The organism is Micromonospora sp. DT81.3 (assembly GCF_049847225.1).
Taxonomy (GTDB): domain Bacteria; phylum Actinomycetota; class Actinomycetes; order Actinomycetales; family Microbacteriaceae; genus Microbacterium.
The window spans coordinates 209,943-225,417 of the sequence record NZ_JBNCNY010000005.1; the positions used below are offsets into that span (position 1 = coordinate 209,943).

Genomic DNA, 15,475 nt, shown 5'->3' on the forward strand with positions numbered 1-15,475 from the left:
GCTGCACGAGACGCTGGACGAAACGGGGGCACCGGCCGCACCCGCGCGCGCCGCCCGCGCTGCCGGCACAGCCCGCCCGCCCCGCCCGTCCACACGGCCCAACGGCCAGTGGAAGATCGACGGCACGGCACCCCTGAACGGCAACGAGGAGTGGAAGCAGGTCGACAACGGCCTCGCCGTGCGCGAGCGGATCGAGAACATCTACTCGAAGGGCGGCTTCGCGTCGATCGACCCGACCGACCTCCACGGCCGATTCCGCGTCTGGGGGCTCTACACCCAGCGCAAGCCGGGGATCGACGGCGGACGGACGGCGACGCTGGAGCCGCACGAGCTCGAGGACGAGTTCTTCATGCTGCGCGTGCGGATCGACGGCGGCCAGCTGACGACCGAGCAGGTGCGTGTCATCGCCGGCATCTCCACCGAGTTCGGCCGTGGCACCGCCGACCTCACCGACCGGCAGAACATCCAGCTGCACTGGGTCGAGGTCCAGTCCATGCCCGAGATCTGGCGTCGCCTGGAGGCCGTCGGCCTCGGCACCACGGAGGCCTGCGGCGACGTGCCCCGGGTCGTGCTGGGGTCGCCCGTCGCCGGCATCGCGGCCGACGAGCTCCTCGACCCGACGCCGCAGATCGACGAGATCACCTCACGGTTCATCGGGGACGCATCGCTTGCCAATCTCCCCCGGAAGTTCAAGTCGGCGATCACCGGCCACCCCAGCCAGGACGTCGTGCACGAGATCAACGACGTCGCCTTCGTCGCCGTCGAGCATCCCGAACTCGGCATCGGGTACGACCTGTGGGTCGGCGGCGGCCTCTCGGCCACCCCGCGCCTCGGTGAGCGCCTCGGCGCTTTCGTGGCGCCCGATCGGGTGGCGGATGCCTGGCACGGGGTCGCGCAGATCTTCCGCGACTACGGCTACCGGCGCCTGCGCAACAAGGCGCGCCTCAAGTTCCTGCTCGCGGAGTGGGGCACCGAGAAGTTCCGCCAGGTGCTGCAGGACGAGTACCTCGGCTACGCACTGCCCGACGGCCCCGCCGCCCCGAAGCCGAAGACGCAGGGCGACCACGTCGGCGTCCACCGCCAGAAGGACGGGCGCTTCTACGTGGGAGTGACGCCGATCGTGGGCCGCGTCTCGGGACCGATCCTCGCGAAGCTGGCCGACCTGGTCGAGGCTCACGGCTCGACCCGCCTCCGCACGACGCCGCACCAGAAGTTCGTGATCCTCGACATTCCGGAGGATCGGGTGGAGTCGCTCATCGCGGGGCTCGACGAGCTCGGGCTTTCGGCCCGTCCGAGCCTGATCCGCCGCGGCACCATCGCGTGCACCGGCATCGAGTTCTGCAAGCTCGCCATCGTCGAGACCAAGGCGTACGCGACCGCGGCGGTCCTTGACCTCGAACGGCGTCTCGAGCAGTTCGAGCTGCCGCATCCGATCAGCCTGCACGTGAACGGATGCCCCAATTCGTGCGCGCGTATCCAGACGGCCGACATCGGACTGAAGGGCCAGCTCGTCACCATCGACGGCGAGCAGGTGCCGGGCTACCAGGTGCACCTCGGCGGCGGGCTCGTGAACGCCGACCGCGACGAGGCCGGCCTCGGCCGCACCGTCCGCGGCCTGAAGGTCGCGGCCGACGGCATCGCCGACTACGTCGACCGGGTCGTGCGGCGCTTCCTCACCGACCGCGACGCGGCATCCGACGAGACGTTCGCCCAGTGGGCGCACCGGGCCGACGAGGAGGCCCTGTCATGACCGTCTCGCTCGCGCCGCGCGCGACGATCAAGCGGCCCGCCGAGGAGCTGAAGGCGCTCGCCGAGGCCGGCGCTGCCGAGCTTCGCAGCGGCGCGGCGGACGAGGCATCGCCCGCGGAGGTCGTCGCCTGGGTGGCACGCAACTTCGGGGCGGATGCCGCGGCCGTGGCCTGCTCGATGGCGGATGCGGCGCTGCCGCACCTCGTCGCCGAGCAGCTCCCGGGAGTCGACGTGCTCTTCCTCGACACCGGCTACCACTTCGCCGAGACCCGGTTCACGCGTGACGAGGTCGGGCGGGTGCTCGACGTGCGGATCGTGGACGTGCTGCCCGAGCAGACGGTCGCCGAGCAGGATGCCGAGTTCGGCGCCGCGCTGTTCTCGCGCGACCCCGCCCTGTGCTGTGCGCGCCGCAAGGTTGCGCCTCTGCAGGGTGCCCTCGGTGGCTACGAGGTGTGGTTCACGGGCGTACGCCGCGAGGAGGCGCCGACGCGCGCGAACACCCCGCTCGTGCAGTGGGATGAGCGCAACGGCCTCGTGAAGATCAACCCGGTCGCCGCGTGGACATTCGATGACCTGCTCGACTACGCCGGCGAGCACCAGGTGCCCGTCAACCTCCTCGTGAGCAACGGCTACCCGTCCATCGGCTGCGAGCCGTGCACCAAGCCGGTGGCCGCCGGCGAAGACCCCCGATCCGGCCGCTGGGCCGGCCTCTCGAAGACGGAATGCGGGTTGCACGTATGAGTGTCTCGGAAACCACCGACGTCTCGTCCCGCTTCGCGGTTCCTGACGCTTCGTCTCGCTCCGCTCGCTCAGCGACCGGGGAAGGGCGCTCAGCGACCGCGCCCGCCCGCCGCCCGGCCCGCCTCGACGCCCTCGACGTGCTCGAGTCCGAGGCGATCCACATCATCCGTGAGGTCGTCGCCGAGTTCGAGCGCCCTGTGCTGCTGTTCTCCGGCGGCAAGGACTCCGTCGTCGTGCTGCACCTCGCAGCGAAGGCCTTCTGGCCCGGCAAGGTGCCCTTCCCGGTGCTGCACGTCGACACGGGCCACAACTTCCCCGAGGTGCTGGCGTTCCGGGACGCGACCGTCGAGCGCCTCGGCATCCGTCTGGAAGTCGCCCGTGTGCAGGACTACATCGACGACGGACGGCTGCTCGAGCGCCCCGATGGCACGCGCAATCCGCTGCAGACGCTTCCGCTGCTCGACGCCATCGCCGCGGGCCGGCACGACGCCGTCTTCGGTGGCGCGCGCCGCGACGAGGACAAAGCCCGCGCGAAGGAGCGCATCATCTCGCTGCGCGACGAGTTCGGCCAGTGGGATCCCCGCAACCAGCGCCCCGAGCTCTGGAGCCTCTACAACGGCCGGCACACCCCCGGTCAGCACGTGCGCGCCTTCCCGATCTCGAACTGGACCGAGCTCGACGTCTGGAGCTACATCGAACGCGAGCGCATTCCGCTGCCGCCGCTGTACTTCGCGCACGAGCGGCCGGTCTTCCGCCGCGACGGCATGTGGCGCGCGGTGGGCGAGGTATCCGAGCCGAGGGCGGGCGAATCCGTCGAGCTGCGCAGCGTCCGGTATCGCACGGTCGGCGACATGAGCTGCACGGGCGCGGTGGAATCGGATGCCGCGGATGTCTCCGCCGTCGTGCGCGAGGTCGCCCAGTCCACGCTGACCGAGCGCGGGGCGACCCGCGCCGACGATCGGATCTCGGAGGCGGCCATGGAAGACCGCAAGAAGGACGGGTACTTCTGATGACGACCCTTCGACCCCAACCGGTCGCCGAGCCTGTCGAGGCGTCGTCGACGGTTCGACAGGCTCACGAACCGGTCGAGGCGTCGACCCTTCGACAGGCTCAGGGACCGACATCCGGCACCCTCTTCCGCTTCGCGACCGCGGGATCGGTCGATGACGGCAAGTCCACGCTCGTGGGGCGCCTGCTGCACGACTCCAAGGCGATCCTCGCGGATCAGCTCGAGTCGGTCGCCCGCACCTCCGCCGAGCGCGGATTCGGCGCCGGCACCGGATTCGACTTCGCGCTCCTGACCGACGGCCTCCGCGCCGAGCGCGAGCAGGGCATCACGATCGACGTCGCGTACCGCTACTTCTCCACTGGCGCGCGCAGCTTCATCCTCGCCGACTGCCCCGGCCACGTGCAGTACACCCGCAACATGGTCACCGGCGCAACCACCGCCGATGCGGTGATCGTGCTCATCGACGGTCGCAAGGGGGTGCTCGAACAGACCCGTCGGCACCTCTCCGTCGTCGCGCTGCTGCGGGTGCCGCACGTGATCGTGGCCGTGAACAAGATAGACCTGCTCGGCTTCGAGCAGGAACGATTCGCGGATGTCGCCGCAGACGTGCGCCGGGTCACGGCCGAGCTCGGCATCGGCGATGTGCATGTGCTCCCGGTCTCGGCGCTCGAGGGGGACAACATCGTCGACCGCTCCGCCCGGACCCCCTGGTACGGCGGCCCAGCGCTGCTGGAGCTGCTGGAGTCCCTGCCGTCGCAGGACGAGCTCGACACCGACTTCGATCCGTTCCGCCTACCCGTGCAGCTCGTGCTGCGCCCGCAAGGCGGGCTGTCTCCGGAGCTGGCGGGAGACGACGCCGCCGCGGAGGCCTACCGCGACTACCGCGCCGTGGCCGGCCGCATCGGCTCCGGCCGTGTGCGCGTGGGAGACCGGGTCACGGTGTTCCCCGCCGGAATCGAGACGACCGTCACGGGCATCGACCAGGCCGGCGCGAGCCCCGAAGAGGCCGTCGCGCCCCAGTCGGTCGCCCTGCGGCTGGCCGACGACATCGACGTCGCCCGCGGCGCCGTCATCGCCGCCGCGGACACCCTGCCGGTGGCCCGCCGGGATGTCGACGCCGAGCTGTTCTGGCTCGACCCCCGGCCGCTGAATCCCGGCGCCCGTGTGCTCGTGAAGCACGGCACCGCGACGGTGCAGGCGATCGTCGCCTCGGTGGAGTCCAAGCGCGATCTCGACACCCTGGCGCACACGCCGGCGGACTCCCTGCGCGCGAACGACATCGGCCGGGCGCGCCTGCGCCTCTCGGCCGACCTGCCCCTCGAGCCGTACGGCGAGAACAGGCACGCCGGCTCGTTTCTCGTCATCCACCCCGCCGACGGCCAGACACTGGCTGCCGCGATCACGCACGACTGATCCCCGGATCACCCACGACCGACCGACCGCAGCACTCTGCACCCGCAGAACCCGCTGCATCCGCCGAAATGCCGACTGAAGGAGGCGACACCGTGAACAAACTGCGCACCGCGACGACACTCACAACCCTGGGACTCGTAGCAGCCATGATGGCCGGCTGCGCCTCCGCTGCCGCCAGCTCACCGGATGCCTCGGCCGAGGCCGGCGCATCCGTCGACGAAGTGCGGCTCGGCTACTTCGCGAACGTCACCCACGCGCCCGCCCTCGTCGGGCTCGCGGAGGGCCTCTTCGAAGACGCGCTCGGCGACGTCGAGGTGACGACGCAGGTCTTCAACGCGGGACCGGCGGCCATCGAGGCACTCTCGGCCGGAGCGATCGACGCCACCTACATCGGGCCCAACCCATCGATCAACACCTTCATCCAGTCCGGTGGGGAGTCCGCGCACATCATCGCCGGCGCAGCCACCGGCGGCGCGGCCCTCGTCGTGCGCGAAGGGATCGACGACCCGGCCGACCTCGAGGGCACGACGCTCGCGTCGCCGCAGCTGGGCAACACGCAGGACGTGTCGCTGCGCACGTGGCTCGCCGACGAGGGCTTCGAGACCGACACCTCGGGCGGCGGCGATGTCAGCATCACGCCGACCGAGAACGCGCAGACGCTCACCCTCTTCCAGCAGGGCACGATCGACGGCGCCTGGCTCCCCGAGCCGTGGGTGTCGCGGCTGATCGACGAGGCCGGTGCGCACGTGCTGATCGACGAGGCCGAGCTGTGGGAGGACGGGGAGTTCCCGACCACCGTGCTGCTCGTGCGCGCGGAGTTCCTCGATGAGCACCCCGACGTCGTCGAAAACCTGCTGGATGGCCATGTCGCCGCCGTGCAGTGGATCGCCGACAACCCCGACGAGGCCGGCGGCGTGATCAACGGCGCCATCGAGGCCGAGACGGGCAAGCCGCTCGCCGACGCCGTCATCGCCCGGGCCCTCGAGCACGTCACCTTCTCGGTCGACCCGCACGCCGACACCTTCGAGACCCTGGTGGCGAACGGACTGTCCGCCGGGACGCAGAAGGACGGATCGATCGACGGCCTCTTCGACCTGCGGCTGCTCAACGGCATCCTCGAGTCGGCCGGCAACGACACCGTCTCGGCGGCCGGACTCGGCGAGGACTGACCATGACGACCCCGTCCGCGCCGACCGGCGCCCCCGGGCACGCCCCCGCGGCGGTGCCGGCGGTGCGGCCGCCGAACCTGCTCGGCCCGAGCTTCGACGAGAGCGCGCCGGTCCGGCCGGCCGCGCCGCCGGCCGAGCCCGCCGTGCGCATCGAGGGGGTCGGCAAGCGCTTCGGCACCGGACCCCTCGTGCTCGACGGGATCGACCTCGACATCGCCCCCGGCGAGTTCGTGTGCCTGATCGGCGCATCCGGGTGCGGCAAGTCCACGCTGCTCAACCTGATCGCGGGCCTCGACAAGCCCACGACCGGCCACATCGACACCCCGGGCGAGGGCTCGGCGGTCATGTTCCAGGAGTCGGCCCTCATGCCGTGGCTGAGCGCACGCGGCAACGTCGAGCTGGCCCTCCGGCTGCGCGGGGTACCGCGCAGGGAGCGCCGGGAGAAGGCGCTGGTGCTGCTGGACACCGTCAACCTCGCGGATGCCGCGGGGAAGAGGCCGCACGAGCTGTCGGGCGGCATGCGGCAGCGGGTGGCGCTCGCTCGCGCGCTCGCGCAGGACCGCCCCGTGCTGCTCATGGACGAGCCGTTCGCGGCGCTCGACGCCATCACCCGCGACCTGCTGCACGAAGAGCTGGAGCGCGTCTGGCGGGCGACCGGACGCACGATCGTCTTCGTCACCCACAACGTCCGCGAGGCGGCGCGGCTCGGTGAGCGCGTCGTGCTGCTCTCCAGCCGCCCAGGCCGGGTCTCGGAGGAGTGGCGCATCGCCCGCACGACCGGACGGCGCATCGAGTCGCCCGAGGTCGCCGCCCTCGCGGTGGAGATCACCGACAAGCTGCGGAAGGAGATCCGCCGAAATGCCGCATGACACCGCCCTGAACCACCGGGACGTGCTCGGACGGGCCGCCGTGGTCGCGGATGGGATCGCCGGCGAGGATGCCGTCCTGGCACGCCCGTCGCACCGGGACGAATTCCGCAGCCTCGAAGCGGGACTCGACCGCCTGCAGACCGATCCCGAGCGGCCGACGAGCCGCTGGCGGGTCTTCGTCACGAGCGTGCTGCCTCCGATCCTCTTCGTTCTGGCACTGCTCGCGGTCTGGCAGCTCTATGTCGTGATCGCCCAGCCGCGACCCGATATCGTGCCGAGTCCCCTCGACGTCGTCGCGGCCCTCGGCGACGCGTGGGAGTCGGGGCGCCTTCAGCAGGCGGTGGCGACCAGCCTCGAGCGCGGGGTGATCGGCTTCCTGATCGCGATCGCGGTCGGCACGCCGCTCGGCCTGCTGCTCGCCGAGGTCAAGCCGCTGCGCCGCGCCATGGGCCCGATCATCTCGGGCCTGCAGGTGCTCCCCTCCGTCGCGTGGGTGCCCGCCGCCATCATCTGGTTCGGCCTCAGTGACGCCACGGTGTACTTCGTGATCCTGATGGGCGCGATCCCGTCGATCGTGAACGGGCTCATCTCCGGCGTCGAGCAGGTCCCGCCCCAGCTGCGCCGCGTCGGCACGGTGCTGGGAGCCAGCCGAACACAGCTCGCCACCATGGTGATCCTGCCGGCTGCGCTCCCCGGGTACGTCGCGGGGCTCAAGCAGGGCTGGGCGTTCTCGTGGCGCTCCCTCATGGCGGCCGAGATCATCGCGATGGGCGGCACGATCGGCTTCGGCCTCGGATCGATGCTTCAGCAATCGCGCGAACTCGCGGACCTGGCCGGAGTTCTCGGCACCATCCTCCTGATCCTCGCCATCGGCATCCTGATCGAGCTGGTCTTCTTCGGGCCGCTCGAGCGCCGCATGCTGCGCGGGCGCGGGCTTCTCCTCTCGGGGGGCGCGAAGTGAGCGCCGGGCGTGTGACCCTGGTCGGCGCGGGACCGGGTGACCCCGGCCTGCTCACCGTGCGGGGCCTCCGTGCCCTCGAGGCGGCGGACGTCGTCGTCGCGGACCGGCTCGGTGCCCGCGCGGTGCTCGACGAGCTGCAGCTGGATGCCGAGATCGTCGACGTCGGCAAGCTCCCCGGCCACCACGCCGTGCCTCAGGACGCGATCAACGCCCTGCTCGTCACGCTTGCCCGCGACGGCAAGCGCGTCGTGCGACTGAAGGGCGGCGATCCGTTCGTCTTCGGCCGCGGCGGCGAAGAGGTCGAGTTCTGCCGCGAGGCGGGGGTGGATGTCGAGGTGGTCCCGGGTGTCACGAGCGCCATCTCGGTGCCCGCGATCGCCGGCATCCCGCTCACCCACCGCGGGCTCGCCACGACCTTCACCGTCGTCACGGGCCACGACCAGATCGTCTCGCTCGGCGGCGGACGCGACCACACGGTCGTGCTGCTCATGGGCGTCGGCACTCTCGCGCACTCAGCGCACGTGCTGGCCTCCGGCGACCGCGGCGCCGAGTGCCCGGTCGCGATCATCGAGGACGGCTACGGCGCGCGCCAGCGCGTGACCGTGGGCACCCTCGACACGATCGCCGCGCAGGCCGCCGCCCGCGGCATCCGCTCGCCCGCCGTGATCGTCGTCGGAGACGTCGTCACCCTCAGCCCCTATGCCCCCCAGGCGATCGCCGACGCTCGCCCCGCACCCGCCACCGACGAGACGCTCCTCGGGGCACCTTCCCGAAAGGCCATCCGGCAATGACCCTTCAGAACCTCCGCGTCGCGATCGTCGGAGCCGGCCCCGCCGGCATCTACGCGGGCAACATCCTCCGTCGGCAGGTCGCCGCCCTCGGCCAAGAGGTGGGCGCCGAGCTCGAGCTCTCCATCGACCTGTTCGAGTCCCTGCCGGCGCCGTACGGGCTCATCCGCTACGGCGTCGCGCCCGATCACCCGCGCATCAAGGGCATCGTCAACTCCCTGCACGAGATGCTCGACTCCGGCGACGTGCGCCTCATCGGCAACGTCGAGATCGGCCGCGACATCGAGGTGGCCGAGCTCCGCGAGCGCTACGACGCCGTGATCTTCGCGACCGGCGCCTTGCGCGATGCGCCCCTGAACGTGCCCGGTGTCGAGCTGCCCGGCTCCTTCGGCTCGGCGGACTTCGTGGCCTGGTACGACGGGCACCCGGACGTGCCGCGCGAGTGGCCGCTCGAGGCCGAGTCGATCGCGGTGATCGGCAACGGCAACGTGGCCCTCGACGTCGCGCGTGTGCTGGCCAAGCACCCGAAGGACCTGCTCTCGACCGACATCCCCGAGAACGTCTACGAAGGCCTCGCCGCCTCGCCCGTCACCGACGTGCACGTCTTCGGACGACGCGGCCCCGGGCACGTGAAGTTCACGCCGATCGAGCTGCGCGAGCTCGGCGAGGTGCCGGATGTCGACATCGTCGTCTACGACGAAGACTTCGAGGCCGCGGCCGGCGACCCGCACGCCGAGGCGCTGCACGCGAGCAGCAACCAGGTCAAGGTCATGACGCGCACGCTGAACGGCTGGCGAAAGCCGGCGGACTGGGTGCCCACGGCATCCCGGCGGCTGCACCTGCACTTCCTGCACGGCCCGGTCGAGATCACGGGCGACGGGCGCGTCGAGTCGGTGCGGTTCGAACGCACGCGTCCAGCCGGAGACGGTTCGGTCGTCGGGACCGGGGTGTTCGTGGACTACCCCGTGCAGGCCGTCTATCGGGCGGTGGGCTACGCCAGCTCGCCGCTGCCCGGCGTGCCGTTCGATGAGGTGGCAGCGGTCATCCCCAACGTCGAGGGCCGGGTCGTCGACGAGCACGGGACGCCCCTGCCGGGCGTGTATGCGACCGGCTGGATCAAGCGCGGACCCGTAGGCCTCATCGGCCATACGAAGGGCGACGCACTCGAGACGGTCACGCACCTGCTCGCGGATGCTCAGGCAGGCATACTTCCGCGGCCGGTGGAGGATGCCGGCGCCGACGTGCTCGAGCTGCTCCAGGAGCGCGGCGTGCCGTTCACCACGTGGGAGGGCTGGCTCGCCCTGGACGCGCACGAGCGCGGGCTCGGCGAGGCGTTCTCCTCCGACGGGTTCGAGGTGCCGGTCGCACGCGAGCGCATCAAGGTCGTGTCGCGCGACGAGCAGGTCGAGATCTCGCGCTCCGGCGCGCTCGTCGACTCGTGACGTACGTCATCGCGCTGCCCTGCGTCGATGTGAAGGACCGGGCGTGCATCGACGAGTGCCCGGTGGACTGCATCTACGAGGGCAATCGATCGCTGTACATCCACCCGGATGAGTGCGTGGACTGCGGCGCCTGCGAACCGGTCTGCCCCGTCGAGGCGATCTACTACGAGGACGATCTCCCCGAGGAGTGGTCGGACTACTACAAGGCCAACGTCGAGTTCTTCGACGACATCGGGTCCCCGGGCGGTGCCGCCAAGGTCGGCGTCATCCACAAGGACCACCCGGTCATCCATGCCCTCCCCCCGCAGGACTCACATGGCTGAGCAGACGGCCACCGTGGCCGTCGACGCGCTCGTGATCGGCGGGGGGCCGGCAGGGCTCTCGGCCGCGCTGAATCTCGGGCGGGCCCGCGAGAGCGTGCTGGTCGTGGATGCCGGCCGCCCGCGAAACTCGGCGACCCTGCGCTCGCACGGCTTCCTGACCCGCGACGGCATCTCGCCGCTCGAGCTGCGCAAGCTTGCCCGCGCCGAACTCGAGGCCTATCCGGAGGTGCGGGTGATCGAGCGCGCGCTCGTTTCGGCCCTTGAGCTGGTCGAGCCGGATGCGCCGGATGCCGGAGAAGGCATGCGCTTCCGCGGGGCGCTCGAGAGCCGCGGCCGGGGCGTCCCGTCCACCGTCACGGCGCGCTCGGTGCTCGTCGCCACCGGCCTGCGCGAGACGCTCCCCGCGATCCCGAGCCTTCGTGCGTTCTACGGTATGACGCTGTTCAGCTGCGCGGCGTGCGACGGCTGGGAGCTTCGGGATCGCCCCCTCGCCCTGATCGGCGAAAGCGCCGACCTCGCGGAGCGCGCCCTGCTGATAGCCCGCTGGACCGACGACCTCACCGTGTTCACCCACGGCGCACCGGTGATCGACGAGGAAGAGGAGTCCGGGCTCGCGGCGCGAGGCATCCGTGTCGACCGCCGCCTCATCGAGGAGCTCGAAGGCGACCGCGGCGCGGTCACCGCCGTTCGACTCGTCGACGGCGCACGGGTTCAGATCGGCGGTGGCTTCGTTCGCCCGCAGTGGCATCCCGCGCTGGAGTTCCTCGCCGGGCTCGACCCGACGATCGACGCCGACGGCAACCTCGTCACCGACGGGTCCGGCCGTACCAGCATCCCGGGGCTCTACGCGGCAGGCGATGCTGCGACGCCCGGACCCCAGCAGCTGATCGTCGCTGCGGGCGCCGGCGCGCGTGTCGCGGCGGTGCTCACCCATGACCTTCTCGGAGTCACCACGGCGCACTGACCGGATCTACCTCGGTCCGAACAGCCGCCACAAGGTGTCGGTCATCTTCCAGAGCAGCACGCCCTGGAACGAGCCGATGCCCCGCACCCGTGTGTTGTGGAAGGACGTGAATCTCCACCCGTCCTCGCCGTTGATCGCGACGAGGGACTGGATGGAGCGGCGTGTCGCGTCGGGCTTCTTCTTGCCCTTCAGCAGCGTTCCACCGCTCGCGTGCACCAGCGCCACGTCCGGGGCAAGGAAGCGCACGCCCGTCACCTCTCCCGTCAAGGCGGAGCCCTTGAGCCACTTCTCGAACAGCGGGCGGTGCCCGCCGACGATGGCCGCACGGCCCTTCTGGTTCACTCCGTCGAAAGCCACGTAGTCCGCGTCCTCCGTGAACAGGGCGCCATATCGTTCCGCATCACCGGCCGCCCAGGCCTCGAGCAGGCGGCGGAAGAGCTCGCGGACGGCTCCCTCATCGCCTCCGCGCCGGCCATGCTCGTCTGTCGCGAGATGGGAGTGATATTCAGGGGTCATCGGGGCTGCCTTCTCTAAGTGTGTGAGTGTCTAACGATCTTAGATATCTATCCTGTGAGAGAGTAGGACGAGCTCGGTCGTACGTCAAGCCGAGTGGCAAGCGACGTGCGGAGGCTTTCATGGCGACATCACCGACCGGGTCGCGCAGGAGAGAAGAACTGGTGCGGCAGTTCTTCGAGCAGATCCAGCGCAACAGCACGTGGACGGTGATCTTCCACCAGGCGCTGGCGGTGAGTCTCGGGCTGAACGGCACCGACCTGAAGTGCCGCGGACTCCTCGACGAGACGGGACCGATCACCGCCGGCGAGCTCGCCGAACTCACCGGACTCACCACGGCGGCGGTCACCGGCGTGATCGACCGGCTGGAACGCGCGGGCTTCGTCGAGAGGGCCAAGGACCCGGCGGACCGTCGGAGGGTCGTGGTGCGCCCTCTCGATGCGGAGAGGCGATCGGACGGCACGGGGGACCGCTTCATCCCGCTGACCAACTCGACATCGGCCCTGCTGGAGGGTTACAACAACGAGCAGCTCGAGCTCGTTCTCGATTTCGTTGAGAAGAGCACCGCGCTGATGCGCTCCCAGACGCTCGCGCTCCATGCCCGCAAGGCATCCGCGCGTTAGAACCGGCAGACACGGCCGTCCGGCATCCCTGGCGTGCGCCGACGTGGCGCTCCGACCTGGAGCTTCAGCGCGTCAGAGCGGCGAGGTCGGCCGGATCCGCGCCGAACGCGATCAGCCGATCGCGCATCGCGGCCGCCGCGATGTCATAGGGGCGCTCGCTCCCCATCAGCAGTGAGCGGGCATTGGCCTCGTTGTCGAGGGCGATGACCTCGAAGGCGAGCTGCTCGACCTGACCGGCATCCGCCGTGATCTCGCCCTTCTCCGCCGCGTACCGCAGCTGGGCCTCGAGGTAGCCGTACCACTCGCGCAACGCTCCGCGTACGGCATCGCGCACCGGGCCCGGCTTGGAGTCGACATCCGCCGCCGTCGCCGCGAAGAAGCATCCTCCCGAGAAGACGCGTTCGCGGGAGTAGTCCAGCGCACTGCGCAGCAGTGCGGAAAGACGCCGGATGCCGCGGTCCTCGGCGCGGGCACCGTCGACCACGCTCTCCTGGAAGACCTGCCGAGCGGCCTCCACTGTGGCGAGCTGCAATCCCTCCTTCCCACCGAACAGCGTGGCGATGCTGCTCTTGCTGAGTCCGGATGTCTCCGCCAGGCGTCCGATGGTCAGCCCGTCCAGGCCGTCCGTCGAGGCGAGGTCCGTCGCGCTCTCGAGCACCGTGCGGCGCGACGCGTCGCCGCGGGCCCGGCGGCGGTCCTGCACAAGAATTTCCGACATACCTCTAGTGTACGAACGAACGTTCAGATAGTCTACGTACGATCGTTCGTATTAGTTTTTTGGAAAAGGAGACATCGTGGTTTCGAGCTTCACCGTCATCCGCGGAGGCATCCGCGCAACCTCGGCCGTGTCGCCCCGCTTGGCGGGCCGCTTCGCGACGCAAGCCTTCTCTCTGACTCAGCCCCGGATGCCGGTGCGCGAAGCCGACGCGGTCACCCACTTCGCCGCCCGGCGCGGCATGCTGCGAGTCCGGTCCGACGATGTGACGACGTACCGCTGGGGTGCCGGCGACCGCACAGTGCTGCTGCTGCACGGCTGGCGGGGCCGCGCCTCGCAGTTCGCGCCGGTCGTGCGTGAGCTCGTCTCCGAGGGGTTCCACGTGGTGTCATTCGACGCCCCCGCCCACGGCGACTCGACAGGACGGCGCACCGACATCAGGGACTGGATCGAGGCGACCGAGCAGCTGCAGCGCGCGCACGGGCGCTTCAGCGCCATCATCGGACACTCCTTCGGAGCGCTTGCCGGCCTTACGGCTGCGCGCAACGGAGTGACCACCGGAGCGGTCGCCGCGATCTCGGGGGCCGCGAGCCCGGATGCGTTCCTCGGCCAGTTCGCGGCGGCGCTCGACCTCGACGCGCCGACGAGGGCTGCCTTCGGACGCTCCTTCCGTGCCCGGGTCGGCGGGGATGAGGCATCCGTCTTCGCCCGCTACGACGCCGTCGCGGATCCCCTTCCCCCCGCGGTGGACCTTCTCGTCGTGCACGACCGTGGGGACCGCCAGATGCCTCCGCTCGACTCGCAGCGCCTGCACGCGGCGCACGGTGCGCGTTCGCGGCTGCTGCTGACGGAGGGGCTGGGGCACAACCGCGTGCTCTCGGCCGATCCGGTGCTCGACGCGGTCGTGGCCCTGACGACCGGCGGCCTTCCGGCGATCGACGCACTGCGCGGCGACGAGCGGGAACCGGTCGCGGCGTAGGCGGCTCGGCGCCGTTGAGGGCGCGCTGCCCGGTTTCTGGCGCCGTCCTGGACGACGCGCTGCACTTTCTGTCGCGCGCTGCGCCAATCCGCGCCGCGCGCGACAGATTGTGCAGCGCGTGATCCCGGCTAGGGATGTAGCGGCCCCGGCGGCCCCGGCTGTAGCGACCTGGGCTGCCTTGGCTGGCCGCGACCTCAACAGCCCGCGCCTGCGGCGTGCCGGCGCCCGGTCCACCGGGCCGGCGGGCGCCCCCGCGCCTGCGGCGCGCCGGCGCCCGCTCCCCCCGGCAGGGGCCCTCAGCCGCCCGTGGAACCGGCGTCGGTCGTGCCGACGTCGGTCCGGTGGAAGTTCTGGAACGACCGAGAAGCGGTCGGACCGCGCTGCCCCTGGTAGCGGTTTCCGTACGGGCCGGAGCCGTAGGGGTTCTCGGTGGGCGAGGACAGGCGGAAGAAGCAGAGCTGCCCGATCTTCATACCGGGCCACAGCTTGATCGGCAGTGTCGCGACGTTCGAGAGCTCGAGCGTGACGTGGCCGGAGAAGCCCGGGTCGATGAAGCCGGCGGTGGAGTGGGTGAGCAGCCCGAGGCGACCGAGCGACGACTTGCCTTCGAGGCGGGCCGCGACGTCGTCGGGAAGGGTCACGAGCTCGAAAGTGCTTCCGAGCACGAACTCACCGGGGTGCAGGATGAAGGGCTCGTTCGGCGCCGTGGAGATCAGGTGGGTCAGCTCGGGCTGGTCCTCCGCCGGATCGATGTACGGGTACTTGTGATTGTCGAACAGCCGGAAGTACCGGTCGAGCCGCACGTCGATGCTCGATGGCTGGATCATCTCCTCGGCCGATGGTTCCAGCCCGATGCGCCCGGCGGCGAGTTCGTGTTTGATGTCGCGGTCGGAGAGCAGCACGCGCCCAGCCTAGCGAGGCGGAGTTCACCGGATGCCGGCTGCCGCCGCACATGACGCAGGAGTTCCGCAAGCCGACGCGCCCGGGCCGGCCAAACCACGGCGGTGACCGACACCAGCGGCCGAATCTTCTGCGTTGTGCGCGCGAAGATCGCGACCGCGGGCGTTTGTTATGCTGGGCGGGCGCCGCAAGGCCTGCCGGGGATGTAGTTCAATGGCAGAACTTCAGCTTCCCAAGCTGATAGCGCGGGTTCGATTCCCGTCATCCCCTCGATGCCCTGTCATGCCGCCGAAGGCGGTGCGACGGGGCATTGTCAC

At 70.7% G+C, this 15,475-nt stretch carries 16 protein-coding genes and 1 tRNA gene; 14 read left to right on the forward strand and 3 right to left on the reverse strand.

The genetic code is table 11. The features are described 5' to 3' along the window. The first annotated feature begins 1 nt into the window (after position 1). From ACPW96_RS13200 to ACPW96_RS13250, 11 genes are all read left to right on the forward strand, one after another. A complete protein-coding gene (locus ACPW96_RS13200) occupies positions 2 to 1,750 on the forward strand; it encodes a nitrite/sulfite reductase (protein ID WP_425883834.1) in 1,749 nt (582 codons plus the stop codon). Then, entirely contained in the window at positions 1,747 to 2,490 is a 744-nt protein-coding gene (locus ACPW96_RS13205) for a phosphoadenylyl-sulfate reductase (protein ID WP_425821381.1), read from the forward strand. Before ACPW96_RS13200 ends, ACPW96_RS13205 begins: the two co-directional genes overlap by 4 nt. After that, a complete protein-coding gene (gene cysD / locus ACPW96_RS13210; protein ID WP_425883616.1) occupies positions 2,487 to 3,500 on the forward strand; it encodes a sulfate adenylyltransferase subunit CysD in 1,014 nt (337 codons plus the stop codon). Before ACPW96_RS13205 ends, cysD begins: the two co-directional genes overlap by 4 nt. After that, a complete protein-coding gene (locus ACPW96_RS13215; protein ID WP_425883618.1) occupies positions 3,500 to 4,912 on the forward strand; it encodes a sulfate adenylyltransferase subunit 1 in 1,413 nt (470 codons plus the stop codon). Before cysD ends, ACPW96_RS13215 begins: the two co-directional genes overlap by 1 nt. A gap of 92 nt (positions 4,913 to 5,004) precedes the next feature. Next, complete coding sequence (locus ACPW96_RS13220; protein ID WP_425883620.1) at positions 5,005 to 6,081, forward strand: ABC transporter substrate-binding protein; 1,077 nt, start codon at positions 5,005 to 5,007, stop codon at positions 6,079 to 6,081. A gap of 2 nt (positions 6,082 to 6,083) precedes the next feature. Continuing rightward, positions 6,084 to 6,950, forward strand: coding sequence for an ABC transporter ATP-binding protein (locus ACPW96_RS13225; RefSeq protein WP_425821389.1), 867 nt, complete (start codon positions 6,084 to 6,086; stop codon positions 6,948 to 6,950). Continuing rightward, the gene (locus ACPW96_RS13230; RefSeq protein WP_425883621.1) at positions 6,940 to 7,911 is read left to right on the forward strand and encodes an ABC transporter permease; all 972 of its coding nucleotides are present in this window, start codon (positions 6,940 to 6,942) and stop codon (positions 7,909 to 7,911) included. Before ACPW96_RS13225 ends, ACPW96_RS13230 begins: the two co-directional genes overlap by 11 nt. Continuing rightward, the gene (gene cobA, locus ACPW96_RS13235; RefSeq protein WP_425821393.1) at positions 7,908 to 8,702 is read left to right on the forward strand and encodes a uroporphyrinogen-III C-methyltransferase; all 795 of its coding nucleotides are present in this window, start codon (positions 7,908 to 7,910) and stop codon (positions 8,700 to 8,702) included. Before ACPW96_RS13230 ends, cobA begins: the two co-directional genes overlap by 4 nt. Continuing rightward, positions 8,699 to 10,141, forward strand: coding sequence for an FAD-dependent oxidoreductase (locus ACPW96_RS13240; protein ID WP_425883623.1), 1,443 nt, complete (start codon positions 8,699 to 8,701; stop codon positions 10,139 to 10,141). Before cobA ends, ACPW96_RS13240 begins: the two co-directional genes overlap by 4 nt. Next, complete coding sequence (gene fdxA, locus ACPW96_RS13245) at positions 10,138 to 10,464, forward strand: ferredoxin (RefSeq protein ID WP_425883625.1); 327 nt, start codon at positions 10,138 to 10,140, stop codon at positions 10,462 to 10,464. The genes ACPW96_RS13240 and fdxA overlap by 4 nt, the downstream gene beginning before the upstream one ends. After that, entirely contained in the window at positions 10,457 to 11,428 is a 972-nt protein-coding gene (locus ACPW96_RS13250; RefSeq protein ID WP_425821399.1) for an NAD(P)/FAD-dependent oxidoreductase, read from the forward strand. Before fdxA ends, ACPW96_RS13250 begins: the two co-directional genes overlap by 8 nt. Positions 11,429 to 11,434: 6 nt before the next feature. Here ACPW96_RS13250 and ACPW96_RS13255 read toward each other — a convergent pair whose 3' ends face one another. Next, entirely contained in the window at positions 11,435 to 11,944 is a 510-nt protein-coding gene (locus ACPW96_RS13255; protein WP_425883627.1) for an SgcJ/EcaC family oxidoreductase, read from the reverse strand. Positions 11,945 to 12,063: 119 nt separating this feature from the next. On the opposite strand from ACPW96_RS13255, the gene ACPW96_RS13260 reads away from it, so the two are divergent. Continuing rightward, positions 12,064 to 12,564 carry a MarR family winged helix-turn-helix transcriptional regulator gene (locus ACPW96_RS13260; protein ID WP_425883629.1) on the forward strand — a complete coding sequence of 167 codons (501 nt, stop codon included), beginning with the start codon at positions 12,064 to 12,066 and terminating at the stop codon, positions 12,562 to 12,564. A gap of 64 nt (positions 12,565 to 12,628) precedes the next feature. On the opposite strand, the gene ACPW96_RS13265 is transcribed toward ACPW96_RS13260, so the two are convergent. Beyond that, positions 12,629 to 13,282, reverse strand: coding sequence for a TetR/AcrR family transcriptional regulator (locus ACPW96_RS13265; RefSeq protein ID WP_425821405.1), 654 nt, complete (start codon positions 13,280 to 13,282; stop codon positions 12,629 to 12,631). Positions 13,283 to 13,358: 76 nt separating this feature from the next. Here ACPW96_RS13265 and ACPW96_RS13270 point away from each other — a divergent pair, with 76 nt between their 5' ends. Beyond that, positions 13,359 to 14,258 carry an alpha/beta hydrolase gene (locus ACPW96_RS13270; RefSeq protein ID WP_425883631.1) on the forward strand — a complete coding sequence of 300 codons (900 nt, stop codon included), beginning with the start codon at positions 13,359 to 13,361 and terminating at the stop codon, positions 14,256 to 14,258. A gap of 296 nt (positions 14,259 to 14,554) precedes the next feature. Here the strand turns inward: ACPW96_RS13270 and dcd are convergent, their stop codons facing one another. Continuing rightward, positions 14,555 to 15,160: a dCTP deaminase gene (gene dcd / locus ACPW96_RS13275; protein WP_425883632.1), complete on the reverse strand. Its 606-nt coding sequence runs from the start codon at positions 15,158 to 15,160 to the stop codon at positions 14,555 to 14,557. A 197-nt stretch (positions 15,161 to 15,357) separates the two neighbouring features. Here dcd and ACPW96_RS13280 point away from each other — a divergent pair. Then, positions 15,358 to 15,428, forward strand: a tRNA-Gly gene (locus ACPW96_RS13280). Positions 15,429 to 15,475: the final 47 nt, after the last annotated feature.